Origin of the sequence: Actinomyces succiniciruminis (assembly GCF_900002405.1) — a bacterium.
In the GTDB taxonomy this organism is placed as follows: domain Bacteria; phylum Actinomycetota; class Actinomycetes; order Actinomycetales; family Actinomycetaceae; genus Actinomyces; species Actinomyces succiniciruminis.
Genome location: NZ_LK995540.1, coordinates 115,135 through 141,838, shown reverse-complemented (window position 1 = coordinate 141,838; position 26,704 = coordinate 115,135). Strand labels below are relative to the sequence as shown.

The 26,704-nt window shown below is 70.3% G+C and carries 20 protein-coding genes; 10 read left to right on the top strand and 10 right to left on the bottom strand.

The genetic code is table 11. The features are described 5' to 3' along the window. The 5 genes from BN1056_RS14865 to BN1056_RS13050 form a co-directional block, all read left to right on the top strand. Window positions 1–1,284: ATP-binding cassette domain-containing protein (locus tag BN1056_RS14865; RefSeq protein WP_244671715.1), on the top strand; the 1,284-nt coding region annotated here is incomplete at its 5' end. Further along, window positions 1,284–3,020, top strand: coding sequence for an ABC transporter ATP-binding protein (locus BN1056_RS13065; RefSeq protein ID WP_210581873.1), 1,737 nt, complete (start codon window positions 1,284–1,286; stop codon window positions 3,018–3,020). The genes BN1056_RS14865 and BN1056_RS13065, both read left to right, overlap by 1 nt. Before the next feature lie 335 nt (window positions 3,021–3,355). Continuing rightward, window positions 3,356–3,823, top strand: a complete 468-nt coding sequence (locus BN1056_RS13060) for a phage holin family protein (RefSeq protein WP_210581871.1) — start codon at window positions 3,356–3,358, stop codon at window positions 3,821–3,823. Beyond that, window positions 3,820–4,230 carry a hypothetical protein gene (locus BN1056_RS13055; RefSeq protein ID WP_210581869.1) on the top strand — a complete coding sequence of 137 codons (411 nt, stop codon included), beginning with the start codon at window positions 3,820–3,822 and terminating at the stop codon, window positions 4,228–4,230. Before BN1056_RS13060 ends, BN1056_RS13055 begins: the two co-directional genes overlap by 4 nt. A 218-nt stretch (window positions 4,231–4,448) precedes the next feature. After that, a complete protein-coding gene (locus tag BN1056_RS13050; protein WP_210581867.1) occupies window positions 4,449–4,658 on the top strand; it encodes a DUF3073 domain-containing protein in 210 nt (69 codons plus the stop codon). Window positions 4,659–4,782: 124 nt separating this feature from the next. On the opposite strand, the gene purM is transcribed toward BN1056_RS13050, so the two are convergent. The 3 genes from purM to BN1056_RS13035 all read right to left on the bottom strand — a co-directional run bounded on the left by purM (window position 4,783) and on the right by BN1056_RS13035 (window position 10,044). After that, window positions 4,783–5,934, bottom strand: a complete 1,152-nt coding sequence (gene purM / locus BN1056_RS13045; RefSeq protein WP_210581865.1) for a phosphoribosylformylglycinamidine cyclo-ligase — start codon at window positions 5,932–5,934, stop codon at window positions 4,783–4,785. Further along, on the bottom strand, window positions 5,931–7,637 hold the full coding sequence (purF, locus tag BN1056_RS13040; RefSeq protein WP_244671725.1) for an amidophosphoribosyltransferase: 1,707 nt from the start codon (window positions 7,635–7,637) through the stop codon (window positions 5,931–5,933). Before purF ends, purM begins: the two co-directional genes overlap by 4 nt. A 127-nt stretch (window positions 7,638–7,764) precedes the next feature. After that, complete coding sequence (locus tag BN1056_RS13035; RefSeq protein ID WP_210581861.1) at window positions 7,765–10,044, bottom strand: bifunctional metallophosphatase/5'-nucleotidase; 2,280 nt, start codon at window positions 10,042–10,044, stop codon at window positions 7,765–7,767. A 601-nt stretch (window positions 10,045–10,645) separates the two neighbouring features. On the opposite strand from BN1056_RS13035, the gene BN1056_RS13030 reads away from it, so the two are divergent. The 4 genes from BN1056_RS13030 (at window position 10,646) to BN1056_RS14990 (ending at window position 15,495) form a co-directional block, all read left to right on the top strand. After that, a complete protein-coding gene (locus BN1056_RS13030) occupies window positions 10,646–13,366 on the top strand; it encodes a hypothetical protein (protein WP_210581859.1) in 2,721 nt (906 codons plus the stop codon). A gap of 59 nt (window positions 13,367–13,425) precedes the next feature. Further along, a complete protein-coding gene (locus BN1056_RS13025; RefSeq protein ID WP_210581857.1) occupies window positions 13,426–13,950 on the top strand; it encodes a DUF6301 family protein in 525 nt (174 codons plus the stop codon). A gap of 159 nt (window positions 13,951–14,109) precedes the next feature. Further along, window positions 14,110–14,451 (top strand): transposase, encoded by a 342-nt coding sequence (locus tag BN1056_RS15145; protein WP_425306132.1) that lies wholly within the window; start codon window positions 14,110–14,112, stop codon window positions 14,449–14,451. A 915-nt stretch (window positions 14,452–15,366) separates the two neighbouring features. Beyond that, complete coding sequence (locus BN1056_RS14990) at window positions 15,367–15,495, top strand: hypothetical protein (RefSeq protein WP_280516476.1); 129 nt, start codon at window positions 15,367–15,369, stop codon at window positions 15,493–15,495. Between the two features lie 243 nt (window positions 15,496–15,738). Here BN1056_RS14990 and BN1056_RS13015 read toward each other — a convergent pair whose 3' ends face one another. The 7 genes from BN1056_RS13015 to BN1056_RS12985 all read right to left on the bottom strand — a co-directional run bounded on the left by BN1056_RS13015 (window position 15,739) and on the right by BN1056_RS12985 (window position 24,839). After that, entirely contained in the window at window positions 15,739–17,811 is a 2,073-nt protein-coding gene (locus tag BN1056_RS13015) for a PTS fructose transporter subunit IIABC (RefSeq protein ID WP_210581853.1), read from the bottom strand. Window positions 17,812–17,861: 50 nt separating this feature from the next. Next, entirely contained in the window at window positions 17,862–18,872 is a 1,011-nt protein-coding gene (locus tag BN1056_RS13010; protein ID WP_210581851.1) for a 1-phosphofructokinase family hexose kinase, read from the bottom strand. Beyond that, window positions 18,869–19,639, bottom strand: coding sequence for a DeoR/GlpR family DNA-binding transcription regulator (locus tag BN1056_RS13005; protein ID WP_210581848.1), 771 nt, complete (start codon window positions 19,637–19,639; stop codon window positions 18,869–18,871). The genes BN1056_RS13010 and BN1056_RS13005 overlap by 4 nt, the downstream gene beginning before the upstream one ends. Window positions 19,640–19,746: 107 nt before the next feature. Further along, on the bottom strand, window positions 19,747–20,118 hold the full coding sequence (locus tag BN1056_RS13000) for a sterol carrier family protein (protein WP_210581846.1): 372 nt from the start codon (window positions 20,116–20,118) through the stop codon (window positions 19,747–19,749). After that, a complete protein-coding gene (locus BN1056_RS12995) occupies window positions 20,115–22,538 on the bottom strand; it encodes a bifunctional metallophosphatase/5'-nucleotidase (RefSeq protein WP_244671714.1) in 2,424 nt (807 codons plus the stop codon). The genes BN1056_RS13000 and BN1056_RS12995 overlap by 4 nt, the downstream gene beginning before the upstream one ends. Before the next feature lie 339 nt (window positions 22,539–22,877). Further along, the gene (gene gdhA / locus BN1056_RS12990) at window positions 22,878–24,215 is read right to left on the bottom strand and encodes an NADP-specific glutamate dehydrogenase (RefSeq protein ID WP_210581844.1); all 1,338 of its coding nucleotides are present in this window, start codon (window positions 24,213–24,215) and stop codon (window positions 22,878–22,880) included. 186 nt (window positions 24,216–24,401) lie between these two features. Beyond that, entirely contained in the window at window positions 24,402–24,839 is a 438-nt protein-coding gene (locus BN1056_RS12985; protein ID WP_210581842.1) for a cupin domain-containing protein, read from the bottom strand. A gap of 1,119 nt (window positions 24,840–25,958) precedes the next feature. Here BN1056_RS12985 and BN1056_RS12980 point away from each other — a divergent pair. Further along, window positions 25,959–26,687 carry a uridine kinase family protein gene (locus BN1056_RS12980; protein WP_244671713.1) on the top strand — a complete coding sequence of 243 codons (729 nt, stop codon included), beginning with the start codon at window positions 25,959–25,961 and terminating at the stop codon, window positions 26,685–26,687. Window positions 26,688–26,704 lie beyond the last annotated feature (17 nt).

Below are 26,704 nucleotides of genomic sequence, written 5' to 3'. Positions count from 1 at the left end.
CCATGGATGGGTTGGGCAGGTAGCCGGTGGTCCCGCCGCTACCGGGAGGCCTCCCAGGAGCTGCGGCGCCGTGGCGTCGACGTCGCCGGGGCCCAGTCACTGTTGATGAGCCTGCAGGTGCTGCTACCGGGACTGTTCGTCGCCGTCGTCGTGTGGGCGGCGGCCCGCATGGCCATCACCGGGGCGATCACTGCCGGAGAGCTGGTCACCTTCTACGGCTACACCGCCTACCTGTCCTGGCCACTGATGGTCTTCTCCTACTCGGTGCAGGACTTCACGCGGGCGCTGGTGGGCAGTCGGCGCCTGGCGCGCCTGCTCGCGGTGGCACCCGCGGCCGGCACCGTCTCGGAGCGGCTCGCGCTGGACCCGACGCGTGCTGCACCCGTGGAAGGCGAGCTGGTGGACTCCGCCTCGGGGGTGGTGCTGGCACCCGGGCGCATGACCGCGCTTGTCGCCGCCGATCCGGATGCCTCCGCCGCACTGGCCACCCGCCTGGGCCGCTTCGACGACGCCGCTCCGACCGTCACGCTCGCCGGACGGGCCCTGACCGACATGCCGTTGGAACAGGTGCGCGCCTCGATCGTGGTCTCCGGGGCGACGGCGCAGCTGTTCACCGGCACCCTGCGCGAGGCGCTGGACGTGCGCGGCGGGGCGGCACCCGCACCGGTTGACGTTGACACTCTGGTGGCCGCCGAACGAGAGCGTTCCGGGGTCGCCGATGTGGACCAGAACGTGCACGCGGCGGTGACCCGCGCGGACGGCGACGAGCGCCTGCTGGCCGCCCTGGAGGTGGCCGACGCCCACGACGTTCTCTCCTCCCTGGACCTGGGGCTGGCGGGCATGATCACCGAGCGGGGGCGGTCACTGTCCGGCGGGCAGCGGCAGCGCGTGGCGTTGGCCCGGGCGCTGCTCACGCAGGCGCCGACGCTGGTACTGATCGAGCCGACCAGCGCTCTGGACTCGCATACGGAGGCCCGGGTGGCGCGGCGGGTACGCGCCGCCCGAGCGGGAAGCACCACGATCGTCACCACCGCCTCCCCGCTGGTGCTGGAGGTCTGCGATGAGGTCGTCTTCCTCGACGACGCCGGCCGCGAGCGCCTGCGCGCCCCGCACCGGGAGCTGCTGACCCGCGCCCGGGCCGGTGACCCCGACGCCGTCGCCTACCGCGCCGTCGTCGCCCGGGCCACGGGGGAGCAACCGCAGGCGGGCGCGGCCCAAACCCCGCGGACCCCGCCGTCGGCGCGACCGAACGCCGTCGCCCCCACCGAGGAGGTGGCCCGCTAATGGCGCTGCCCGTAGCCCCCGGCAAGGTGGCCATGCGCAAGACCTTCGGCATCATGGCCTCCTACCGCATGCGCTTCGTGTGGGTGCTGATCCTGCAGATCACCGCGGTGCTGGCCACCCTGGTGGCCCCGCAGCTGCTGGGTCGGCTGGTGACTCGCGTTTCCGCCGGCACCGCCACCGTCGACTATGTGGACAAGATCGTCCTGGTGATCGTGTTGGTCACGCTCGTCGGGGCAATGATCAACCGCTTCGCCCAGCTGCGTGCACGCACGCTCGGGGAGTCGGTGTTCGCTGACCTGCGTGAGCGCATGATGACCCGCGTGGTGCACCTGCCCCTGTCCGCGGTCGAGTCCGCGGGGACCGGCGATCTGGTGGGCAGGACCACCAATGACGTGTCCCGCATCGAGTTCCTGGTGCGGGTGGGCGTGCCCCAGATCATGGTGTGTACGGTGACGATCGTGTTCACGATCGCCGCGGCGGCGGTGTCGGATCCCCTGCTGGCGGCAGGGCTGCTGTTGGTGGGCCCTCCGGTTTGGGCGATGATGAGCTGGTACTTGCCGATCTCGGTGCCCGCCTACCGTGCCGGCTCTGCCGCCGATGCGCGGGTCAACGGCGTCGTCTCGGAGACTGTCGACCACGCCTTTACGGTTGACGCCCTCGGAATCGGCCGCCGCCGGGAGGAGGTCATCGCCGCATCGATCGCGGAGGCCTGGAGCCTGGAGAAGTTCACCGCCTGGCTGCGACTGCGCCTGTACCTGGTGCTGGACGTGGCCTGGCGCGCGCCGGTGGTGGTGATCCTGCTGTGGGGCGGGTTCCTGGCCTCCCGCGGCTGGGCGAGCCTCGGGGCGATCACCACCGTGACCCTGTACGCCATGGAGCTGCGCAAGCCGATCGGCCAGCTGATGTACTGGATCGACCAGGTGCAGGTGTCCCAGGCGTCGCTCACGCGCATCCTGGGGGTGGAGGAGGTGCCCGAGGACCGCACCCCCACCGGGGCCGTGCCCGAGGACACGCGTATGCGTCTGCGCGATGTCCGCTTCTCCTACCGCCGGGGCGTGGAGGTGCTGCACGGCATCGACCTGGACCTGGTGCCCGGGGAGCGGCTCGCCGTCGTCGGCCCGTCGGGCTCAGGCAAGTCGACGCTGGGGCGAATGCTGGCGGGCATCAACCCGCCCACCTCCGGGTCGGTGACGGTGGGCGGCGTGCCGTTGACCGATCTGACGGAGACGGAGCTGCGCCGGCATGTGGCTCTGGTGACGCAGGAGCAGCACGTGTTCTCCGGCACGATCGCCGACAACGTGCGCCTGGGCCGCCCGGACGCGGACGACGCCACCATTGCCCGCGCGATCACGGCCATCGGCGCGCAGGCATGGGTGGAGGCGCTGCCCGAGGGCATGCACACGCGGGTTGGCTCGGGAAACCTAACGCTCACGCCCGCGCAGGCGCAGGAGGTGGCGCTGGCGCGATTGGTGCTGCTCGACCCGCACACGCTGATCCTGGACGAGGCGACCTCCCTGCTGGACCCGCACGCCGCGCGCACCCTGGAGCGGACGCTGTCCACGGCGCTGGCCGGGCGCACGGTGATCGAGGTGGCGCACCGGCTGTACACCGCGCAGGACGCGGACCGCGTGGCCGTCATGCTGGATGGGCGGATCGTGGAGCTGGGCACGCATGACGAGCTGGTCGCCCGCGGCGGGGAATACGCGAGCCTGTGGGAGGCCTGGTCTCAGGAGTAGGGCCGCCCTCCCTCCAGCGCACTTGGACCGCCGCGCCCCCATTGGACCGCTGTGCCCCCGTTGGACCGCCGTAGCCGCCGGTTACGGCGGTCCAACCGCGCGTGAGCGGTCCAAACAGGCACGCCGCGCCCGGCAGTATTGCCGACCTGAACACCACCGCGCCGCCCAAACATCACCGCGCGGTTGCGCTGGCACCGCTTTGGGCGAACCAGACGCGCGCACCCGGCCGGAGGGCTGCGATCAGGGCCCGGCATGTGAGATTCTGGTGCAAGCAGTAGGAGCGGCCGTCCGCCGCCCCGGGATTGTTCATCAGCAGGCATGAGAAGGTCGGTTCCATGAGCCAGCAGGCCCAACAACCCAAACAGCCCCCAACGGCGTCCTCGTCATCCGCCTCGGCGGCGCAGCCGACGCTCAGTGAGCTCGTGACCCGGATCTCGGACAACGTCTCCGCACTGGTGCATGGTGAGATCGATCTGGCCAAGGCCAAGGGCAAGCGCATGGCCACCACCATGGGCGTGGGCGGTGCCCTGCTTGCCGTGGCTGGAGTCGTCGCCCTGTACGGCGTGGGCTTCCTGCTGGGAACCATCGTGGAGTTGATTGCACTCGCGCTGCCCCTTTGGGCAGCCAAGCTCATCGTCGCCGTGGTGCTGCTGATCGTCGCCGCCATCGCCGCACTGCTGGGGGCCAAGCGCCTCCAGGCCGCCAAGGCCGACATGCCCGACCCGAAGGGCGCCCTCCAGCATGATCTGAACACCGTCAAGTCCGCCGCCGCCACCGGCTTCGAGAAGGGCAGCCAGCAGTGAGTGAGAACAATTCGGCCGCAGCGGCTACCCCGGAGGAGATCGAGGCCCGGCTGGCCGACCTGCGCGCATCGGTTGTGAACGATGTTGAGGAGCTGACTCAACGCCTGGCCCCCAACGCCCTCAAGGCGGTGGCCCGCTCCACCACCGAGGCAACCGTGGCCGACCTGCGCGAGCGCGCCCAATCGGCGGCCACCGGCCTGAAGGCCCGCCTGCAGGGCGACGCCGGCGCTCCACTGGTGTCCGCCGACGCGCCGAGAGCCGACAGCCTGTCACTCATTGAGCGGGCCCGGCGTCTGCTCGACGACGCCCAGGACGGAGATCCGCAGGCACTCGCACTGGTCACCGGAGCCGTGGCGGGACTGGCCGGGTTGAGCGTATTCGCCCTGATCAAGGCCCTGCGCCGCTAGGCGCACGCCGCCGCCATCCCGCGCGCCGCCCGACCCCGCCCACATACACGTATTCCCAGCGGTGCGGCGCCCCATCCGTGGGCCTTACCACGGCCGAAGCGCCGCCTGTGGAATGGTGTTTCGGCGCGGCGACGTTGTACGGTTGCCCCACGACACATTTGCCCAGTTGCTGCGCGCCCACGTGCGCGCCCAGAGATATGTTGGAGGGGGTCGAGCCTATGGGGCGCGGCCGTCAGAAGGCCAAGGCGACCAAGGTCGCCCGCAAGCTCAAGTACTTCAGCCCGGAGACCGACTATGCGGCGCTCGAACGCGAGCTCGCCACAGCGTCCTCCGCAGCGTCCCCCGACGCCGAGTCCGACGACGACATGTATGAGGAGTTGGCCGCAAAGTACGCGGTCGACGACGACTGGGACGACGAGGACGCCTGACGCCTGCCCCGGCGCTTCGCCGCACGCCGCCATGCGCGAGTGCGGCGCCTGAGCGTCTCCGCATGACGCCGCGACGCACCGCCGGGCCCGCAACGGCCTCTGGCGGTCCCGCCCAGGTGCCGGCTCAAGCGATCCGGTAGGTCCCCAGCAGGTCCACGCCACCGCCGTCCACGCCCTTGGTGCCGGCAATCAGCCGGCCCCGGGGCGTGTAGTCGGCGGCGTCCTCGACGCCGCCCAGTACCCAGGCGGGCACGCCCGCGGCCGCGGCTCCGCTCAGCACCGCATCGGCAGCGTCCGGGGATACCACCGCGACCATTCCCACCCCCAGGTTGAGGGTGGACTCCAGGTCGTCCCACGGGACTGCGCCCAGGCGGCGCACGACGTCGAATACCGCGGGCACCACCCAGGTACCCCGGTCGACGACGGCGATGGTCCCGGCGGGCAGGACGCGGGCCAGGTTCGCCCCCAGGCCGCCGCCGGTGACGTGCGCCAGGGCGCGGATGCGCAACTCGGCGGGGTCGACGTCGGCGGGGTCGATCTGGGCGATGAGGTCAAGCAGCACCCGCGTGTACAGACGCGTGGGCTCAAGCAGCTCCTGCCCGACGGTGCGGCCGAACTCGGGCACCTCACGGTCCAGGGACCAGCCGGCCTGATCCACCACGCGGCGCACCAGTGAGTAGCCGTTCGAGTGCAGGCCGGAGGACGCCAGGGCCACGAGCACGTCGCCGGGACGCACCCGCTGCGCACCGAGCGCCCGGTCGGCCTCCACCACGCCGGTGGCGGCACCGGCGACGTCGTAGTCGTCCGGGCCCATCAGCCCGGGATGCTCGGCGGTTTCCCCACCCAGCAGGGGGGTGCCGACGGCGGCGCAGGCCTGGGCCACGCCGCGCACGATGTCGGCGATGCGCTGCGGGATCACCTTGCCGCAGGCGATGTAGTCGGTCATCAGCAGGGGGCGGGCGCCGACCACCACGATGTCGTCGATGACCATGCCCACCAGGTCCTGACCGATGGTGTCGTGGATGTCGAGGGCCTGGGCAATGGCGACCTTGGTGCCGACCCCGTCGGTGGAGGTGGCCAGCAGGGGGCGGCGGTAGTTGCGCAGCTCGGAGACGTCGACCATTCCGGCGAAACCGCCCACCTCCCCGACGACGGCGGGGGTCATGGTGGCGGCAACCGACGCCTTCATAAGTTCGACCGCCCGGTCGCCCGCGGCCGTGTCGACGCCGGCGGCGGCGTAGGTGATGGGGGCGTTGGGGGCGTCGCTCTGGCTCATCGGACGGTTCCTTCCGGTGCGGGGTCGGCGGGGGTGACGGCGTGCCGGGCGGATGCGGCGTCGGCACCCGAAGACATGGCGGCGTCGGGGTCGGCTGGGGCCCGGTGGGGACTGCCGGCGCTCAGGTCCGGGCGGGTGACGCGGCGCGGGGCCGCGGGGACGGGGGCGGCGTCGGTGTCGGCGCGACGACGCCGGTAGGCGCCGGGGACGCGGGCGGCCGGCGCACCGGGTAGCGGGCCCGTGGTGGGCGTGGCGGTGGGGTAGTTGCCGGTGAAGCAGGCGGTGCACAGGGCGTCGGCGTCCTGCCCGGAGGCGGCGACCATACCGTCCACCGACAGGTAGCCGAGGGAGTCGGCGCCGATGGAGTCGCGGATCTCCTCCACGCTCATGCCGGTGGCGATCAACTCGGCGCGGGTGGCGAAGTCGATGCCGTAGTAGCAGGGCCACAGCACCGGCGGGGAGGAGATGCGCACATGCACCTGCGCGGCGCCGGCCTCCCGCAGCATGCGCACCAGGGCGCGCTGGGTATTGCCGCGCACAATCGAGTCGTCGACGACGATGAGGCGCTTGCCGGCGATGACCTCCCGCACCGGGTTGAGCTTGAGCCGGATGCCGAGCTGACGCAGGGTCTGGGTGGGCTGGATGAAGGTACGGCCGACGTAGGTGTTCTTCACCAGTCCCTGCCCGTAGGGGATGCCGGAGGCCTGGGCGTAACCGATGGCGGCAGGAGTGCCGGATTCGGGGGTGGCGATGACCAGGTCGGCGTCGACCGGGTGCTCGCGGGCCAGGGCCGCCCCCATGGCGTTGCGGGCGGCGATCACCGAGGTGCCGGCGATGCGCGTGTCCGGGCGGGCGAGGTAGACGTACTCGAATACGCAGCCGGCTCGGCGGGGCGTGGCGAAGCGGGTCGAGCGCACGCCGTCGGCATCGATCTCGATCAGCTCGCCGGGCTCGATCTCGCGGACGAAGGCGGCCCCGAGGATGTCCAGGGCGGCGCTCTCGGAGGCGACCACCCAGCCGCGCTGCAGGCGGCCGAGGACGAGGGGACGCACGCCGTGCGGGTCGCGGGCGGCGTACAGCGTGTGCTCGTCCATGAACACCAGGGAGAAGGCGCCGCGCAGCAGGGGCAGCACCCGCCGGGCGGTGGCGGAGATGCTCAAGGGCGGAGCGGCGTCGGCATCGGTCACCGGGAGGTACAGGGGGGTGTCGGCGTCGACGGCGTCATAGTCCCAGGCGTCCAGGCGGCCACGCTGGGAGACCAGCTCCATGAGGGCGGCGATGACGGCGGTGTCGGTGGAGGAGCCGCGGCCGAGTTCGCCGGTGAGGTCCTCCCCGCTGGTGCGGTGGACCGCCTCCATGAGTTCCCGGGTGTTGGTGAGGTTGCCGTTGTGGGTCAGCGCCAGGGTGGAGCCGGCGGCGGGCCCGAGCATCGGCTGCGCGTTCTCCCAGGTGCCGGCGCCCTGGGTCGCGTAGCGGACGTGTCCGACGGCGAGGTGGCCGGTGAGGCTGGACAGAGTGCCGTCGTCGAAGATCTGGGAGACCAGGCCGAGGTCCTTGTAGACCAGGATCTTGCTGCCGTCGGTGGAGGCGATGCCGGCGGCCTCCTGGCCGCGGTGCTGGAGGGCGTACAGGCCGAAGTAGGTAAGCCGCGCGGCCTCCTCCCCCGGCGCCCAGACGCCGAAGACGCCGCACTCCTCGTTCACCTCCTCGCCGAGGGCGAGCGGCGGAGCGGGGCGGGCAGGGGCGAGTGTGCCGCCGGAGGGCGGGGTGGTCCGGTCGGGGTCACCAAAGCTCACCGGAGCATCATCCCACAAGCCGATCCGGCGGGCCCTAGTCGCGTCGGCGGGCGGTCAGCAGGGTGCCACCGCCCATGAGGCCGAGGGCGAGCATGCCGAGGGCGATCGGCGCGCCGGTGCGGGCCAGGGCGCCACGCGAGCCGTTCCCGGTGGCGGGCGTACCGGCGACTACCGGGACCACGCCGGCCGTCATCGGAGCCCCGGTGGCCGGTCCCACCGCCGCGCTGGGCGTCGGCGGTGCCAGTGTCTCCGGCGAGACCGCGTGCACGACCTGGGCGGTGACGGCGAGCGTCTCGGTGGACTCGTCGGCCCTGGTGATGGTGAAGGAGACGGTCGCGCACGTCGTGCTCACGCCGTCGACCGTGCAGTCCTGGGTGGCGACGCCGTCGGGAAGCGTGAAGGTGAGCGTCGCCTGGCCGGTCTCGGGCAGGCCCGGGGTGACCGACTGGTCGATGTCGCTCGTCGCCAGGGTGCGGGTGGTGCCGTCGGCCATGGCGACGGTGGCGGCGATCGAGGTGGCCGCGTCGCGCACGCCCTGCTCGGCAGTGGCCGAGTAACTGAGTCCAGTGAAGCGGGCGGTCACGGTGTCGCCGTCAATGGCGAGCGAGGTGCCGACCTGGTGCTTGTCGTAGGAGGCGGTGGCCGGGGAGATGCGCACCAGGTACTCGGAGGTGACCGTGCGGTCGAGGATGCCGGTGTTGATCATCGTCTTCTCGCCCAGGGTGTCGAAGTTGTCGCCGCCCGCGAGGAGGAAGGTGTTGGAGGCAACGGTGACGGTCGCCGCGTCGTCGAGCAGCTCGCCGTCGATGTAGACGGCGTCGATGACCCGCGAGCGTGCGTCGGCGATGTCGTCGGCAAGGCTCTCAACCAGTGCGGCCCGATCCGCCTCGGAGGCGGCGGTGGAGATCTGCGTGAAGTAGTCCTCGAGCTGGTCGGCGGCGTCCTGGTCGAGGTAGACCTCGACGTTGTCCGAGGTTCCGAGCATGAGCGCGGCGCGCGTCGTCGTCGGCTGGAACTGCTCGGCGAGCACCTGCTTTACCTGGGCGCCCGTGTAGGTGGCGTAGGCCATCTCGTTGCCGAAGGGCTGCACCGTGTAGGCCTCCCCCGCGGTTAGGTCGCCGGCCAGGTAGTCGGCGCGCACGCCACCGGGGTTCATCAATCCGATCGCGTAGTCGCTGGACGGCTGAATGTCCTCGGCCATCCAGGAGGCGAAGGAGGTGGCGATGAGGTTGGAGGCGGTGGACTCGGTGGAGCGGTTGGCCCCGTAGTCCGTGCCCGTGTCGGTGCCGCGGTAGAAGTTCGAGCCGAGGGTGGTGAGGACCTCGTTGCCGGCGGCCTCGGAGTCCGTCTTCGCCTTCGCGACGATGTCGGCCACGCCGTAGGCGTCGGTGGTGCAGTCGGACTCCGCCAGGTCGAGGTTGCGGGCGGTGGCGGCGGTGACGTCCTTGGTGCCGTCCGCGGCGGTGGTCACCGTCAGGGAGATCTCGCCGAGTTTGAGGCCGTAGTGGTCGGGCTGGACGACGGCGATGTCCGTGCCGTCGGTCGACTTGACGACGTCGGCGAAGGGCACGTGGGTGTGGCCGGCGACCACGGCGTCGACGGCGCCGTTGAACTGGTTGCCATAGATGGCGGCGTCCTCGTGGGCCAGGACGACGACGACGTCGGCCTCTCCGTTGGCGGCGTCGCCGTCCTTCAGCGCGGTGGCGCGCGCGTTGGCGGTGGCGGTCGCGTCGGAGACCGTGAGGCCTTCGAGCGCGGACTTGGACACCAGGCTGGGCAGCTCTTCGGTGACGACGCCGATGAAGCCGACCGTGACGCCGTCGACCTCGGTGATCCAGGTGCCGTTGCCGGAGCCCTCGGCGCCCAGGGCGGCGTTGCCGGTGACGTTCGCGGACAGGATCGGGGCGTTGAAGGCGGGCAGGAGGCGGTCGGCGAGGTCGGTGATGCCCTTGTCGAACTCGTGGTTGCCGGCGCTGGTGACGTCCAGGCCGATGGCGTTCAGGACGTCGATGGTGGGCTGGTCGTCGAGGATCGAGGAGATGTAGGCGCTGCCGCCGACGTTGTCACCATTGGAGACGAAGAGCGTGCTGGGGATGCGCGCGCGGGCGGCGGCGACCTCGCAGGCCAGGGTGACGGCGCCGGGCTCGTCGCCGGTGGTTTCGATGTGGCCGTGTAGGTCGGTGATGCCGAGAATGGAAAGCGTGGTGACCTCGGCGGCCTCCGCGGCCGTGGCCGGGGCGGTGGTTGCCGGGGCGAAGGCGCCGAGGGCCAGGGCCGCCGTGAAGGCGACGAGGCGGCGATATAGGTGTGGCATGAGCAATCTCGGGAGGTTGGTGGGGTGGAAGACCAGCCCAGTGTAGGTCACTTCACACCGCCGCGGACCCAATGGAGCCGCGTCTCCGGGAGTCGGCTGCCAGCGCGTGTTTTGACATCGCAACGTACCAGGAGTTACAGTTTCGTTACTTATTCCTGGTGGTTCCTGAGAGGGCTGGTTGATGGCCGACGGCGAGGGCGCTGTGCGCGAGGCGGCAGGCGACGACGACGCCTGGCGGGGCCGGTTGGCATCGGCGGCTGCTGGGGGTGCGCCCGCTCCACCTCCGCCTCCTCCGCCACCTGCCGCACCTGCGCCGTCGCCCTCGTCGTCTTGTTCGCCATCGCCTGCGTCGCCTCCTCCTGGGCAACCGCCTACAGGCTCAGGGCGTCTGGTTCCCGGTGACGCTGACGCACCACCGCCGTCGTTCGTGCCGGGTTCCGGGGAGTGGGTGAGCCCCGGCCCGGCGGGTCCGGGCGCACAGGCACCGAGGCAGTACACCTATGGGGTAATGCCAGACCAACCGCCGACGTCGCGGCCCTACGGCGAGCCGACATCACCGCCTCCTGACATGCCGGTGCCGGTTTCTGGCGTGGTACCTGTTATGAGTCCGCTGTCCGCGGCTGCGCAGGTGCCCGCCCCGGTTGCCCCGTCCCCTCCGGTGCCGCCGGAGCTGTGGGAGCGGGCGTTGGCGGGATGGTGCGGCTGGCTGGGGCGGCACGAGCGGTTTGCACGGAAGTTGTTTCGGGTCTCGAGGTTCAGCCAGTGGGCCGCCGCGGTGTTGCTGCTGGTGGTGCTGGCGGTGGTACCGCGGGTCGGGGTGGCGATGGTGCCGGCGGTGTTCATGACCGCCTGCACCGGGCTGCTGGCCCTGGCCGCGCGTACCCGCACCATCAAGTGGCGCTCTATCGCCCTGATGCTGTCGTTGGCGGTGCCGTGGGCGGGCCTGGTAGCCCTGTTCACCCGGGCCCTAGGCGCATCCGCGGGTATGAGCGACGTCGATGACGGGATGAGCATCGCCCTGGCCGCATTCATTGAAGAGCCCGGCAAACTACTGCCCCTGCTGGTCGTGGCGGTGGTGGCGCCGGGGCGGGTTCGGCACATGTCCACGGTGGACTGGGCACTATTGGGCATGGCCGCCGGCGCGGGTTTCACGATCGCCGAAGACGGGGCCCGACGCCTGCCCTCCCCTGGACTACTGGTCTCACTGATCGGTGAGCGGCGCGTGTCCTACGGCCTGAACCCCTTCACCTCCGGGGCCTTGAGTATCCCCGACTCCGGCCTGATCGGCGTGCTGGTCGGGGATGATCGCGGCGGGTCGACCATGGTGGTCGGCCACCAGGTCTCCACCATGCTCGTAGCCAGTGCGATCGCGATCGGCATCGCCCTGTGGCGCAACCCCGTCACACCAGCCGGACACGTGGCCGCCGCGCGGCCGGGCGCGGGGCGGATGGTGGCGCGCCGGATTCTGGCATGGGTTCCCGGGCTGGTGACCGGGTTGGTGGTGGTCACCGACCACGCCGCCTACAACGCCACCGCCGCATTCTTCTCCTGGCTGGAATCCGGGCAGGGCATACCCGACTGGATGATCTTGGCGTGGGCCGCAGGCGGCCGCGGGCACGCCCAGCCCTGGCTCGCAGCTATCGCCTTCTTAGCGTGCCTACTCATCGACATTTATCACCAGCAGCACGCCGTAACACCCACCACAGACACCACGACCCCACCGCCAGCGGCACAAACCGCAGCACCACCAACACACCCGGTCCCGGGTATCGGCACCGGTTCCGGCGGCGTGCTGTCGGCCGAAGGCTCTCCGCCACCAGTGGGAGGCCCCTCGCCGGCGCCTGGTTCCGGGATGCCGGCTCCGGCTCCAAGCGTCGGTTCTGCCCTGTCGGGGTGGTTGCGCGGCCTGGCCGGACTGGTGCGGGCGCTGGCGGCCTCCACACGGGCTGATCTCACCACCATTCTGGCCGCCTACGCCCGGCCGGGTCTGGACCGGGCGGCCCGCATGGTCGCCGGCCGCCAGGCACAAGCGGCGGTCATCCAGGCCCGCGCCCAGGCTCAAGCCCGGGTGGTCGCAGGCTCCGAGCCCGCCTCCCGGAGCCGGTTCCGGCTCATCGCCCTCACGATCGGCATCGCCGCCTCCGCGGCCTGCCTGGCCTACGGGCTGAGCATGGCCCGCACCATCGGCCCGTCGGTAACCGTGGACGGAGACCAGGTCTTCTTCGCTGGCCTACTGGACGCCCTGGCCTACTGGTGGGACCAGCTCTCCTTTGGCCAGCAGATCGCGGTTACCGCTTACATCGCCATGCTCGCCCTGGCCGCCTGCGCCTCAGTGGGACTGGCCCTGGGGGTCGCCGGAGCAGTCACCTGGGCCTTCGCCCACGGCCACGGTCTAGCCTCCTACCTACGCGACCCCAACACCGCCATCGCCGAGTACCTCAAGAACGCCACCCCCGGCCAACTACTACTCGACGCCCTCGACTTCGCCCTCACCTTCATCCCCGGTTCCACCATCGCACTGGGCGCCCGCCGAACGGTCACCACCGCCGCCACCAGACAAGCCACCCGCCAAGCCACCGAAACCGCAGCCGAACAAGCCGCGCGTCGTGAGGCCGCTGATCTGGCGGAGCTCAACAGTCTATTTGCTCAGCGTGACGCAGCCAGGACCAGCCGCCAGGCGGCCGAGCAGCGTCTCAAGGACGCCATGCCGCCCGGCTACGACATGAGCGCCTTCAACGAAAAAAACCTCGACAACACGCTCGATGAACTAACCGACGCCGGCTACAGCCGTCGACAGAGAGACACGCTCCGTGATGCCGCGGAGCAGGCCACGAAGGCACGGCCTGTGGAGCGGCGTGTTGCTGAGTACATTGGTGAGCGGGGCGGGGAGCAGGCTCTGGCGCGCGAGGGGTATGAGATTCCGGATCCGTTCCGGTCCAAGGGTCTCGGTGCTTCCGGTCCGGGCAGGAACCATCTTGATAGCATGGGGATCAAGTCCGATGGTAGTGAGATCGTGTTTCCCGAGTTCAAGGGAGGCACTGCGAAGGTGCCCACCAAGAAGGTTTCCACGAGGTTTGAGGGTCCCGCGACCCAGGCCACGCCGGCCTACGTGCGTGACCGTATGGTCACCGATCCCCGAGTGGTCCAGTACTTCCATGACAATCCCCAGATATGGCAGTACGTGAAAGACGGGCGCACCAAGCTGCTTGTCGAGGTGTACTCAACCCCCGAGGCAGGACCCGCCCAGGCCAGCGGTAGGACGTACTTTTCTTTGACGCCCCAGATAATCCAGGCCATGGAGGAGGCCATGGCCGCCCTGTAGAATCAATACCAGCACCCCGGGCACACGCCGACCCACGCCAGCGACATAGGAAACCACCAATGACCGAAATGAAAATCCTACCCGTCGAGCGCGCTATCGAGTGGATTCGCGCCTGGACCGAACTCGACTGGCCCATCACCTGGGAAACCGCCTTCGCCACCCGCGACAAACTCGGCTGGACACCCGCCCCCGACGACGGACGCTTCTTCACCACCGAACTGTCCACCGACAGCCAAGAAGACGGAAACCTTACGCGTTTTGAAGGCCAATGCAGCGGCGCGTCGTTCCAGCTCAGCTCACTCGCCCTATCCGCGGCGGCGGACGAAAGGTGGGCGACGTCCTTACGCTCGGCCTACGACAGCTACATCAAGGAGCTTACGTACCTGTACGGCGTTGGCGAGGCTTCGAGCGGGCGTGGCGGAAGACAGAGAACCAAGTGGATACTCGCAAATCAGGTCACACTGAGCATGTCAGTGTCAGACAAATCCATCAATGTCACGATCAAGTCTCCAGCTGTAACCGCAATCAACGAGCGCGAGCGGTACTATATTGAAAAATACGGGGAGAACTACGTCGACGACTAACCCCAACACCACGCACGCGGGCACCGCCGCGGTCGATTCCCCGAGCAGCACCAACACACACTCGCGCAGCATGCGTATTCTTCCGGTTAATCGTGCTAGCGAGTAGATCCGCGCACGGACCTACCTCGTGAACTGCACCGGGTTTGATGGAGGCAGTGAATACACGGAAGGATCACTGCCGGGAGTGCGCAGAGGAAGTATCCCGAGGAGTTGCGGGAGCGGGCCACCAGGTTGGCTGTGCAGAGGCCCGCCGGGACCCCGAGAGGTCCAGGGGCGCGAACCTGGAGGATCGCCGAGGAGCTGGGTGTCCACCCCGAGGCGCTGCGTACCTGGGTCAAGAAGGCCGAGATTGACGCGGGCGCCCGGCCGGGAACCACCAGTCAGGATGCTGAACGGATCAGGCAGCTGGAGAAGGAAGTACGCGAGCTGCGGCGGGCGAATGCGATCTTGAGGAGCGCGTCAGCTTATTTCGCGGCGGAGCCAGGCCGCCCGTCCCGCTGATCTGTGAGTACATCGACTCCCGCAAGGAGGAGCTGCGGGGCCTGTGCCGGTTCTGCCAGGCGCTGACCAGCGCCGATGTCAAGCTCGCCCCGAGCACCTACTACGCAGCCAAGTCCCGTCCCCCCAGCGCCAAGGCTGTGCGCGACCAGGCCCTGAAGACCGAGATCAGGCGGGTCCACGCCGACAACTACTGCGTACTGGGCGCCCGCAAGATGCATGCCATGCGGGGCCGGCCTGAGGCCTCCGCCCGGCATGGTCTGGGGCATGCGATGCCTGCTGCACCGCCCGTGCGCCTGATGCGGGACATGGGGTTGCACGGCATCCGCCGCGCCAAATCGCCCAGGACGACCCGGTCGGCTCCTAAGGAGCAGTGCCCCGCGGACCTGGTCAGGAGGCACTTCTCGGCTTTCATGCCCAACGAGCTGTGGGTGGCGGACATTCCCCCACTACGTGGGAGGTACCCCCACCTACGTACGCACCCTGTCCGGCTGGGTGTACGTCGCCTTCGCCCGCCGACGTCTACTCCCGCCGGATCATCGGGTGGCAGACCTCCACCAACCTGTACACCGACCTGGCCCAGGGGCACCCTGAAAATGGCCATCTGGCAGCGCCAGCGAGAAGGGACCGACCTTACCGGCCTGATTCACCACTCCGACCGGGGTGCGGCTGTACCGGGCCATCCGAATGCGGGCAGGCCCTGTCCGACTGTGATGCGGTGGCCTCGGTGGGGTCGAAGGGCGACTCCTATGACAACGCGCTGGCCGAGGCCCTCAACTCGCTCTACAAGGCAGCTCATCCGCAACCACAAGTACCTCGATTCCCACGGGCCCTGGGAGGGCATCGACGATGTCGAGCTCGCCAACGTCGAGTGGGTGCAACTGGTCGGGCACCGTCCGGCCTCACTCCGCCATAGGCATGCACGCCCCGATCGAGCACGAGCAGGCATACACCCCACCAGACGACACCGACACCGCCGACGCCCAGGACGTCGGCGAGCAGACCACCATCAACCAACCCCAGCCGGCAACCACCGGCGCCAGATAAAACAGCCTCTACGAAACCCGGGGCTTGACACCTACCGAACTGGCTCCGCAGCCGCCGCCGGTAACACAGAGAAGCCCGGGGAGAAAGGGCTTGCCCGGCCCCGATCTGGCGGGGCGCCACGAGCAACGTGCCGAGGCCGGTCATATCGACCGACCTCGGCACGTAACTGCTACCGATCTCGGTACGTAACTTCTACCGATCTCGGTGGGGAGGGGCGCCCGTGTTCGGAGGCGCCGCTCCGGGTCAGGCGGCAGCCGCTTCGGCGGCGGCCTCGGCGACGAGCTTGCGAGCCCGGGCCTGCTTGAGGATGAGCACGCCGGTGGCGGTGACCACCATGCCCGCGATGATCGAGATGAAGAACCCGAGCAGATTGTCGATCGCGAAGAACACGAAGATGCCGCCGTGCGGGGCGCGCGAGCCCACGTGCAGCGCCATGGACAGGGCGCCGGTCACGGCACCGCCCACCATGGACGGCGGGATGATGCGCAGCGGGTCGGCGGCGGCGAAGGGGATGGCGCCCTCGGAGATGAAGGAGGCGCCCAGCAGCCAGGCGGCCCGCCCGTTGTCCCGCTCGACGTCGGTGAACAGGCCCGGGCGCACCGTGGTGGCCAGCGCGAGGGCCAGGGGCGGCACCATGCCGGCCGCCATAACCGCGGCCATGATCTCGTAGGAGGCGGTGGTGGCCGCCGACAGGCCGGCGGTGGCGAACAGGTAGGCGGCCTTGTTGACCGGCCCGCCCAGGTCGAAGCACATCATGAGTCCGACGATGATTCCCAGGACGACCCCGGAGCCGGATTCCGCCATGGAGGTCAGCGAGTCGCTCATCCAGGTCATGAAGGAGGCCAGCGGGTTACCGAGGACCATGTACATCAGGGAGCCGACCACCAGCGTGGTGCACAGCGGGATGATCACCACCGGCATGAGACTGCGCAGCCACCGGGGCACGTCCAGCCCCGCCAGCCAGGAGGCCATGTAGCCGGCGAGCAGGCCGCCGATCAGACCGCCGATGAAGCCGGCGCCGATGGCCACCGACAGCGCACCCATGGCGAAGCCGGGGGCGATGCCGGGGCGTCCGGCCAGGCCGAAGGCGGTGTACCCGGCCAGTGCCGGCACCAGGAAGTTCATGGCGGTGGAGCCGAGCATGAAGAAGACCGCGCCGATGTATGCCATCAGCGGCGACCCGCCCAGGGCGTTGGGGGCGGCCATGTCCGGGTTCGCCAGGTCGGGCAGGTTCCACAGGCTGGAGTCGGTGACGATGTTGGAGGCGTTGTTCGTGATGTCGTAGCCGCCGAACAGGAAGCCCAGGGCGGTGAGCAGACCACCCGCGGCCACGAAGGGGATCATGTAGGACACGCCGGTCATCACCGAGCGCTGCAGGCGCCGCGCCCAGTGGACGTGCTCCTCCTCGCCCTCGGCCTCGCCGCCACCGGCGCCCGCCGCCACCCGCTTGGCGCCGGGATCATCAATGGCGGCCAGAGCTTGATCCACCAGGGACCCGGCGTCGTTGACGGCGGCCTTGACGCCGACGTCGATCACGGGCTTTCCGGCGAAGCGCTCCAGGCCCTTGACCGGCAGGTCGTGGGCGAAGATGACGGCGTCGGCCGCCTCCACCAGGTCGGCGTCGAGCCAGTCGATCTTGCCCGAGCCCTGCCCCTCGATGCGCACGGTCACGCCGCGCTCCTTGCCGGCCTGCTCGAGCGCCTCGGCAGCCATGAAGGTGTGGGCGATACCGGTGGGGCAGGAGGAGACGCCGACGATGACGCGGCCGGTGTCGGCGGGAGCCGCGGCGGGCGCAGCGGCATCCTCCTGAGCGGGGGCGGCGCCGTCGTCGAGCAGCTCGGGCTGGACCTGCTCGGTGACCAGTCGGGCGACGTCCTCGGGGGTGGCCGCGGCGCGCAGGGCGCCGGTGAACTCCGACTTCATCAGCCCGCGGGCAAGCTTGGCCAGCAGCTGCAGGTGGAAGTCGTCCGCGCCGGCGGGGGCGGCGATCATGAACACGAGGTCGGCGCCCTGCCCGTCGGCGGCACCGAAGTCGACCGGCTGGTTCAGGCGGGCGAAGCCGAGCGAGGGGGCGAGCACGTGCGGGCTGCGGCAGTGTGGGATGGCGATGCCGCCGGGGATGCCGGTGGGCGCGGTGGCCTCGCGGGCCAGGGCGTCGGCGGCGAGCCCCTCGGTGGTGTCGGCGCGGCCGGCGGCGGCGACGACGTCTGCCAGGTAGTTGATGACCGCCTGCTTGTCGGTGCCGGCGGACGCGTCCAGGCGGACGAGTTCGGGCACGATCAGCGGCGTGTTCGCTGCGTTGGTGGGTTGGGACATGTTGTCTTCCTTGTGGTCTCCTGGTTAGTGGTGGTGTGGTTGCGGGCTGGTCAGAGCTCGGTGATTTCGGCGGCCTGCGTGGACAGGTCGGCGGGGCCGGGCAGGGTGGTACCGGGCAGGCCGGCGGCGGCGGAGCCGTAGGCCATGGCGGTGGCCAGACACTCGGGGGCGGCGGCGCCGTGCACGTCCGCCAGGATGTAGCCGGCGACGGAGGAGTCCCCGGCGCCGACGGTGGAGATGACGGGGACGGCGGGGGCGGTGGCCCGCCAGGCACCGGAGGCGGTGGCCAGGACGGCACCGGCGCCGCCGAGGGTGGCCAACACCGCGCCCACGCCGCGGTCCACCAGGACGCGGGCGGCCTGGGCGACGGGGGCGTAGTCGCCGGCGAGCGCGCCCTCCTCCAGGGCGGTGGCGCGCTCGGGGGGCAGGCCCGCGAGCTGGCCGAGTTCCTCCCCGTTGGGTTTGATCAGGTCGGGGGCGGCCTCGGGCAGGGCGGCGGCCAGGGCGGCCAGGGGGGCGTCGGAGGTGTCGACCGCGATGCGCAGCCCGGGGGCTGCCCGACGCAGCAGACCGACCAGGCGCGCGTACCAGTCGGTGGGGGCGCCGGGCGGCAGCGAACCGGACAGGATGGCCCAGCTGTGAGTGTCGGCCCCAGCGCCGACGGGCGCACCCGCCTCCACGGCTCGACTCAGGGCCGCCTCCACGGCGGCGACCTCGGCGTCGGTCAGGGTGGCGCCGGGCTCGTTGAGTTTGGTGGTGGTGCCGTCGGGCTCGGTGACGGCGGTGTTGATGCGCACGGCCCCGGCCACATCCACGGGGATTGTGCTCAGACCGGGCGCGTCCAGCGCCTTGACCGCAGTCACCAGCGGGTCGTGCTCGGGCGCGGGCAGGACGGCGGTTACGGCCTCGCCGGCGCGGGCCAGCACGCGGGCGACATTGAGTCCCTTGCCGCCCGGCTCGGTGGTGACCGACTGCAGCCGGTTGACGCCACCGCGCACGAGCGGACCGGCGAGCGTGACCGTGCGGTCCAGTGAGGGGTTGGGGGTGAGTGTGATGATCATGCGATGAGGACCTCGGTTCCAGTGTCGGCGAGTTGTGCGGCCAGTGGCGTAGGGAGGGCGGCGTCGGTGACCAGCAGGTCGACGTCGTCGATGTCGGCGAAGGAGACCAGGTGCTCCTGGCCGATCTTGGTGGCGTCGGCCAGGGCGACGACGCGGCGGGCGGCGCGGACCATGGCACGCTTGACGGCGGCCTCGTCCGGGTCGGGTGTGGACAGGCCGTGCTCGGCGGTCAGGCCGTTGGTGCCCATGACGGCCACGCTCACGCGCAGGGTGGCGAGCGCATCCAGGGCCTCGGGGCCGACGGCGGCCTGGGTGATGCCGCGGACCTGGCCGCCGAGCATGCGCACGGTCAGGTCACTGCGGCCGGCCAGCAGGGCGGCGGTGAGTACGGAGTCGGTTACCACCGTCAGCCCCAGACCCTCGGGCAGGAGCCGGGCGAGGCAGCCGACGGTGGTGCCGGCGTCGAGCAGGATGGTGGCCCCGGGGCGCAAGCCCAGGGCGCCGACGGCGGCTGCGGCGATGGCCTGCTTGGCGGTGGCGCCCAGCAGCTCGCGTTCGGCGACGGCGGTCTCCGGCAGGGCCAGCACGGTGGCGGGGACGGCGCCGCCGTGGACCTTGCGCACGGCGCCGGCGCGGTCCAGGGCGGTCAAGTCGCGGCGGATGGTTTCAACGGTGACGCCGTAGCGGGCGGCCAGGTCGGCGACGGCGACGCGACCCTCATGGGACACGGCATCGACGATGTCCTGCTGGCGCTGCTCGGCGTTCACTGCGTACCTCCACCCTGAAGTCCGTTCGGGCATAAGCATATGCCCGAACGGACGCTCTTGTGAAGAGGCCAGCGAACTTCAACGAAGTTTCTTGTCCGACCGGGCGTTCAGGCGCGCAGCAGCGGCAGGTAGGCGGACAGGTCGCAGCGCTCGCCGGAGGCGTGCAGCACCCCGGAGTCCAGCGCCTCCCGCCAGCCCAGGCGGCCGGTGGCCAGGGCCAGCCAGGTGGCGGCGTCGGTCTCCACCACGCTGGGCGGGGTCCCCCGGCGGTGCACGGTGCCGGAGACCGCCTGGGTGACGCCGAAGGGCGGCACCCGCACCTCCACGGCATGCCCGGGAGCGCAGGTCGCCAGCTCCTCCAGGGTGTATCGCACCGCGGTAGCCGTATCGGCGCGCTGCGGCCGAGCGTCGGCATCGGTTGCGGCCGCCCATTGGCGCACGGCGTGGGCGCCCGCGGCGGGATCAATACGTCGTCTCACGCCTCCGACGGTACGGCATAGTGCCGCCTGCGCAGGCCCCGGCGGATCACGCGGTAGCAGGCCAGCCCCGAGGCGGCGACCACGGTCACCGCCATCACGCTGAAGGAGCCCAGGAAGTCCGGCACCTCGAAGCCGGCCAGGGGGTCGTCAGCGGGGGCGACGATCACCTGATCGGCCGCCTCCGGGACGCCGACATCGGCCTGAGCGGCGGCCGCGGCGACCGGCACCAGGGCCTGCAGGTCCACGCTGCGGGTGGAACCGTCGTGAGCCACCAGGGTGAAGGAGACGACGGCGCAGGCTGCGTTGGCGCTGACGCCGGCGCCGCTGCCGGCGTCAGCCGGGCAGGTAGTGGTGTCGACGTCGGCGGGCAGGGTGATCTTCAGCGTGCTGGCGCCGGTCTCCGGAAGTTCGGGGGTGATGGTCGCATCAATGGCGGCACTGGTCAGATGTTGAGTGCCGCCGTCCGCCAGGGCCACCGTGGCGGTGACCTCCGCGGCGGCGCCGGGCGCGGCCTGTTCGGAGGCGGCGGTGAAGCTCAGCCCGGTGAAACGGACCGTGGCGCTGCCGCCGGCGGCGTCAACGTCCAGGTCGACGCCGATCTGCCGCTTGGCCAGGTCCGCGGAGGCGGCACCGCCTCCCTGGAGGTACTCGGCGGTGACGGCGCGATCCAGAATGCCGGTACTGGAGACCTCGCCCCCGCGCAGGACGGTGAAGCCGTCGCCGCCCGACAGCATGAAGGAGTTGGAGGCCACCACCACGCTGGCGTCGTCGTCGAGCTCGACACCGTCGACGTAAACCGAGCGGATGACGCGGGCGCGAGCGGCGTCGATGGCGGACTCGAGTTCGGCGGCGGTCTGCGCGCCGTTGGAGATTCGGCTCCAGTACTCCTCGAGCTCGTCGGCGGCGTCCTGGTCGATGTAGACCTGCACGTTGGCAGAGACGCCGAGCATGAGCGCCGGCCGGGAGGTGTCGGGCTGCCACTGCTGGGCGAGCACGTCCTTGAGTTGGGCGCCGGTATAGGCGGCGTACCCCATCTCGTTGCCGAAGGGCTGGACGGTGTAGGCCTCCCCCTCGGTCAGGTCGCCTAACAGGTAGTCGGCGCGCACGCCGCCGGGGTTCATCAGCCCCACATAGTGGTCGCCTTCGGGGCGAATATCGGTGGTCAGCCAGGCGCGGTAGGAGTCGGCGATGAGGTTGGCTGCGGTGGACTCGGTGGAGCGGTTGGCACCGGGGTCGGAGCCGGTGTTGGTACCACGGTAGAAGCCGGTGCCCAGGCTGGTCAGCACGCGGGCACCGGCGGCGCGGGACTCGCGGGCGGCCTGGTCAACGATGGCCTGGACGCCATAGGCGTCGGTGGCGCAGCTCGAGGCGGCCAGGTCGATGTTGGCGGCCTGCACCACGCCCACGGCACCGGTGGCGGGGTCGAAGGACAGGGTGATGTTGCCCAGCAGTTCCCCGTACTGGCCCGACTGGACCACCGCGATGCGGTTACCGTCCTTCCCGGTGACGGTGGTGGCGTGGGCGACATGGGTGTGCCCGCCGAAGACGGCATCGACAGAACCGTTGAACTGGGTGGCGTAGACCGCGGCGTCCTCGTGGGCCAGGACGACGACGACGTCGGCCTCCCCGTTGTCCGGATCGCCGTCCTTCAGGGCGGCGGCACGGGCGTTGGCGGTGTGCACGAGGTCGGCGACCTCGAGTCCCTCGAGGGCCGAGCCGGCCACCAGGCTGGGCAGGGAGTCGGTGACCAGGCCGATGAAGCCGACGGTCACGCCGTCCACCTGCGTCGTCCACACGCCGTCGCCGTCCCCCTCGGCGAGCAGGGCGTCGTTGCCGGTGACATTGGCGGCCAGCACGGGGGCGTCGAAGGCGCCCAGCAGGCGGGCGGAGAGGTCGGTGGCGCCGTTGTCGAATTCGTGGTTGCCGGCGGCGGTGACGTCCAGGCCGATGGCGTTGAGTATGTCGATGGTGGGCTGGTCGTCCAGCACCGATGAGATATAGGCCGAGCCGCCCACGTTGTCGCCGGTGGAGACCAGCAGGGTGCCCGGCGTGGCTGACCGGGCGGCGGCGACCTCGCACGCCAGGGCGACGGCGCCGGGCTCGGAGACCAGCTGCGCGCCCTCGCTGTCGGTGGACACCCGCTCGATGTGGCCGCCGAAGTCGCTGATACCCAGCAGGTTGATCGTGACGGTCGCAGCGTCCGCACCGGCAGGGGCGGCAGCGGCAGCCGCCTGCTCGTCGGCGACACTCGCGCCGGGGCTCGCGCTCAGCATGCCGCCTACCGGGGCGGCCACTACCACCGGACCGCCGATGGCGGAACCGGTAACCGCGGTCGGCGCAGCCACTGCGCCGGGATCAAGGGCAGCGAGGCAAAGGGCCGTCAGGGGGACGACCAGCCGGGCCAGGTGTCGCGATCTCATGGTGGTCCTCGTAGTGATCATCAGTAGGTCGAACGATTGACATCACCATAAGTGTCAGGACACCTATGGGCCAGGGCACATACCAATTAGTAATCATGACGATTTGGTGATGCTAGGCAGGCCTCCACCTATGAACCCGGATCACCGCCACCGCGCCTCCCACTTTCCGGCTCCATACCGCGCATATGCCACGACGGCGCCCGGCCGCTTGAGAAGCGACCGGGCGCCGTCGTCGGGCAGCGAGCCCCGGAACACGTGACCGCGAGGTAACCGCATCCGCGCTACGCATCGGCCGATCGGCTAGGCCGATTGGCTACCCCCGTCTTTCGGATCATCGGATCAGACGATGCCGTGGGCGATCATGACGTCGGCCACGCGGGTGAAGCCGGCGGCGTTGGCGCCCAGGACGTAGTCCCCGGGGCGACCGTAGGTCTCGGCGGCCTCGACGCAGGAGTCGTGGATGTCAGCCATGATGCCGGTGAGCTTGGCCTCCGCGGTGGCGAAGTCCCAGCGGGTGCGGCCGGCGTTCTGCTCCATCTCCAGGGCGGAAGTGGCCACACCACCGGCGTTGGAGGCCTTGCCGGGGGCGTAGAGGATGCCGGCCGCCTGGAAGGCCTCGATGGCCTCCGGGGTGGACGGCATGTTCGCGCCCTCGGCGACGACGGCGCAGCCGTTGCGCAGCAGGGTGGCGGCGTTGTCGGCGTCGAGCTCGTTCTGGGTGGCGCAGGGCAGGGCGACGTCGACCGGGACGTCCCAGGGGCGGCCCTCGGTGACCAGGCGGGCGCCGGGGCGCCGAGAGACGTAGTCGGCGACGCGGCCGCGCTCGACCTCCTTGACCTGCTTGAGCAGCTCCAGGTCCACGCCGGCCTCGTCCACGACGTAGCCGGAGGAGTCGGAGAAGGTGATGGGCTTGGCGCCCAGCTGCTGCGCCTTCTCGATGGCGTAGATGGCGACGTTTCCGGCGCCGGAGACGGCGACCGTCTTGCCCTCCAGGGAGTCGCCCTTGGTGGCCAGCATGGACTGGGCGAACAGGACCGTGCCGTAGCCGGTGGCCTCGGTGCGCACCAGGGAGCCGCCCCAGGCCAGACCCTTGCCGGTCAGAACGCCGGCGTCGTAGCTGTTGCGCAGGCGCTTGTACTGACCGAAGAGGTAGCCGATCTCACGGCCGCCCACGCCGATGTCACCGGCGGGGACATCGGTGTTCGGGCCGATGTGGCGGGACAGCTCGGTCATGAAGGACTGGCAGAAGCGCATGACCTCGGCGTCGGACTTGCCGTGCGGGTCGAAGTCGGAGCCGCCCTTGCCGCCGCCGATGCCCTGGCCGGTGAGCGCGTTCTTGAAGATCTGCTCGAAGCCGAGGAACTTGATGATGCCGGCGTTGACGCTCGGGTGGAAGCGCAGGCCCCCCTTGTAGGGGCCAAGCGCCGAGTTGAACTCGATGCGGAAACCGCGGTTGACGTGGACCTCGCCGGCGTCGTCGACCCACGGAACCCGGAACATGATCTGCCGCTCCGGCTCCACAATGCGCTCCAGCAGCGCATTCTCGGCGTAGTGGGGGTGCTTGGCGATTACCGGATCGAGCGACTCCAGCACCTCGCGGACGGCCTGGTGGAACTCGGCCTCCCCGCGGTTGCGAGCCACAACCTGCTCATAAACCTTCTCAACGACGTCCTGCATGGGGAACTCCTTCACCTGTCAGTATCGCGACTGCGATGGCTGCGCAGGAGCACGTCGTTGAGCAGGGCGGGCATCCCGCGCTGGGCTAAACACTCCCACCCCGCCGGTAACTGAGACGAAACATCTCATGTTTCGACCGTAGGCTGGGGAGAGGGAGGCAGTGGCGACCGCGAACGCGGGGGCCACTCACAGAGCAGCGTAAGCGACGTCGTCGACGGGCTCGAGCCACTCGTTGGAAGTGTTCTCCCCGGGAACCGCGAGCGCGATGTGGGAGAACCAGGAGTCGGCCTTGGCACCGTGCCAGTGCTTGACGCCGGCGCGGATGAACACCACCGACCCGGGCTCGAGGGAGACGGCGTCCTGCCCCTCCTCCTGATACCAGCCGGAGCCGGCGGTGCAGATGAGCACCTGGCCGCCGCCGGAAGTGGCGTGGTGGATATGCCAGTTGTTGCGGCAGCCGGGCGAGAAGGTGACGTTGTGGACGCCGACGACGCATTCGGGGTCGTCGATGAGGTTGTTCAGGTAGCTGTCGCCGATGAAGTACTGGGCGAAGGCGGTGTTCAACTCACCCTTGCCGAAGACGTTCTCGGCGGCGAAGACGGATTCGTCGGTGGTGGCGGTCATGGTGGTTCCTCTCCCGCAGCCCGGACGGCCGCGCAGCCTCAGGCTAGGAGCGCCGCCCGGCCGCAGCCAGGCACCGAGCGGGCCCCCATGCGCCGTCCCACCGCCTCCGAGAACACGCCGAGGTCGGTAGATGTTACGTGCCGAGGTCGGTAGACGATACGTGCCGAGGTCGGTCGAGGCGGTGACAGCATGCGGTCCGTCTACGCCGCCTCACCGGTCTCCCGGACGGTCCTATGGGCTGTGGCCGATTGACTATGTTTGGTGGACGCGGGGGGTGGGTTGCCGAAGATCGTGTTCGGCATCGTCCTCCTCCGCGCCATCCGCGACCTGGCCAACAACATCTATGACAGCATCGGCTACCGGTATGCGGCGTAATAACGCCCAATCAGGCCTTCCGGTTTGTGGGTGTGGTGGGTGTTGCCGGCCTGGTAGGCGGGCAGGTGGGTTGGGTGCTGGCGGGTGAGTGGCGTGTGTCCAGGTGCCCCGCCGGGGGCGGAATGTCCGAGTTCGGCACAAAGGCCGTCGGCGACCGTTTGGGCCGATCGGGAGACCGCATGATTCCAACGTTCTGACCACGGCCGCTGGCGACATTGGAGTCGTTTATGCCGATCCTGGACACTTTGGGCCGCTGCGCACGGTAACAAGCGCCAACAGCGAACCACCGCAGGCGGACAGGCGGCGGTGGGACCGGCCGGGACCGGCGCCCGTACCTGCTCCAGATCCCCACTTGGACTGCGAATCTGCAGTTGGACCGCCTGGGAGTGCGTCTGGGGCGGTCCAAGTGCAGCCAGACGGTCCAAGGAGACACGGGCCAGTCGACCCGACCCACAAGCAACCACACACCCCAGGCACCACGCCAACCCCCGCCCACCACACCCGCAAACCGGCATCGAGGCCGTCTTGGCGAGCGCCGCCGGGAGGCAAGCAGTGGCCGGTGCACTGATCCGGCAGTGACCACCTCGACGGCGACTCCGACCGCCTCATAACGTTCCCCTCACGCGCGCATCTCCGGGCAGCCGGGTTAGCACCGCATGGGTCTCCGCCGATGTTTGCCCGCTCAGACTCAGCCGTCTCCTCTTACTCCTCTGCACTATCTCCGTCGGACTCTAGGGTTGCCCCATGCCCAGCCCCTCTGATCAGTCCGACGCCGCAGCCGCGTCGGCTTCGCGCACCATGCCCGGCCTGCGGGACATCCGCCTGCAACCCGAGGAGCCGGCGGTCCACTCCTGGACCGTCACCGCGCTGCCCGACCTGCTCCGATACGCGCTCGGTCGCGCGAGCGAGCCGACGGGCCGTCCCGTCATCGTCGCCGTCGACGGGCGCTCTGGCAGCGGGAAGACCACCCTTACGCGCCGGCTGGCCGCGCTGGAGCCCCTCGCACGGGTACTGCACATCGACGACCTGGACTGGAATGAGCCGCTCTACCAGTGGGACCACCTACTGGTAGAGGCGCTGACGCGGCTGCGGGCCGACGGCGCACTGGAGTTCACGCCGCCGGCCTGGCCCCGCCACGGCCGCACCGGAGCGATCACCATCGCCGCCGGCACGCCGCTGGTGCTGGTGGAGGGCACCGGTGCCGGTATGCGGGCGGTGGTCGAGCTGGTGGACGCGCACCTGTGGGTCCAGACCGACTACGCCGTCGCCGAGGAGCGCGGCATCGGCCGGGACATCGCCGACGGCACCAACGGCGATGCCGAAGAGTCGGTGCGGTTCTGGCACCACTGGCAGGCGGCCGAACGGCCCTTCTTCGCCGCCGACCGCCCCTGGGAGCGGGCCGATGCCATCGTCTGCGGCCAGGTCCTGCCCGGTGTCGGGCCGGAGGAGGTCGCCTGGACGGCGCGGCTGTAGGCCGACGCCAGGGGCGC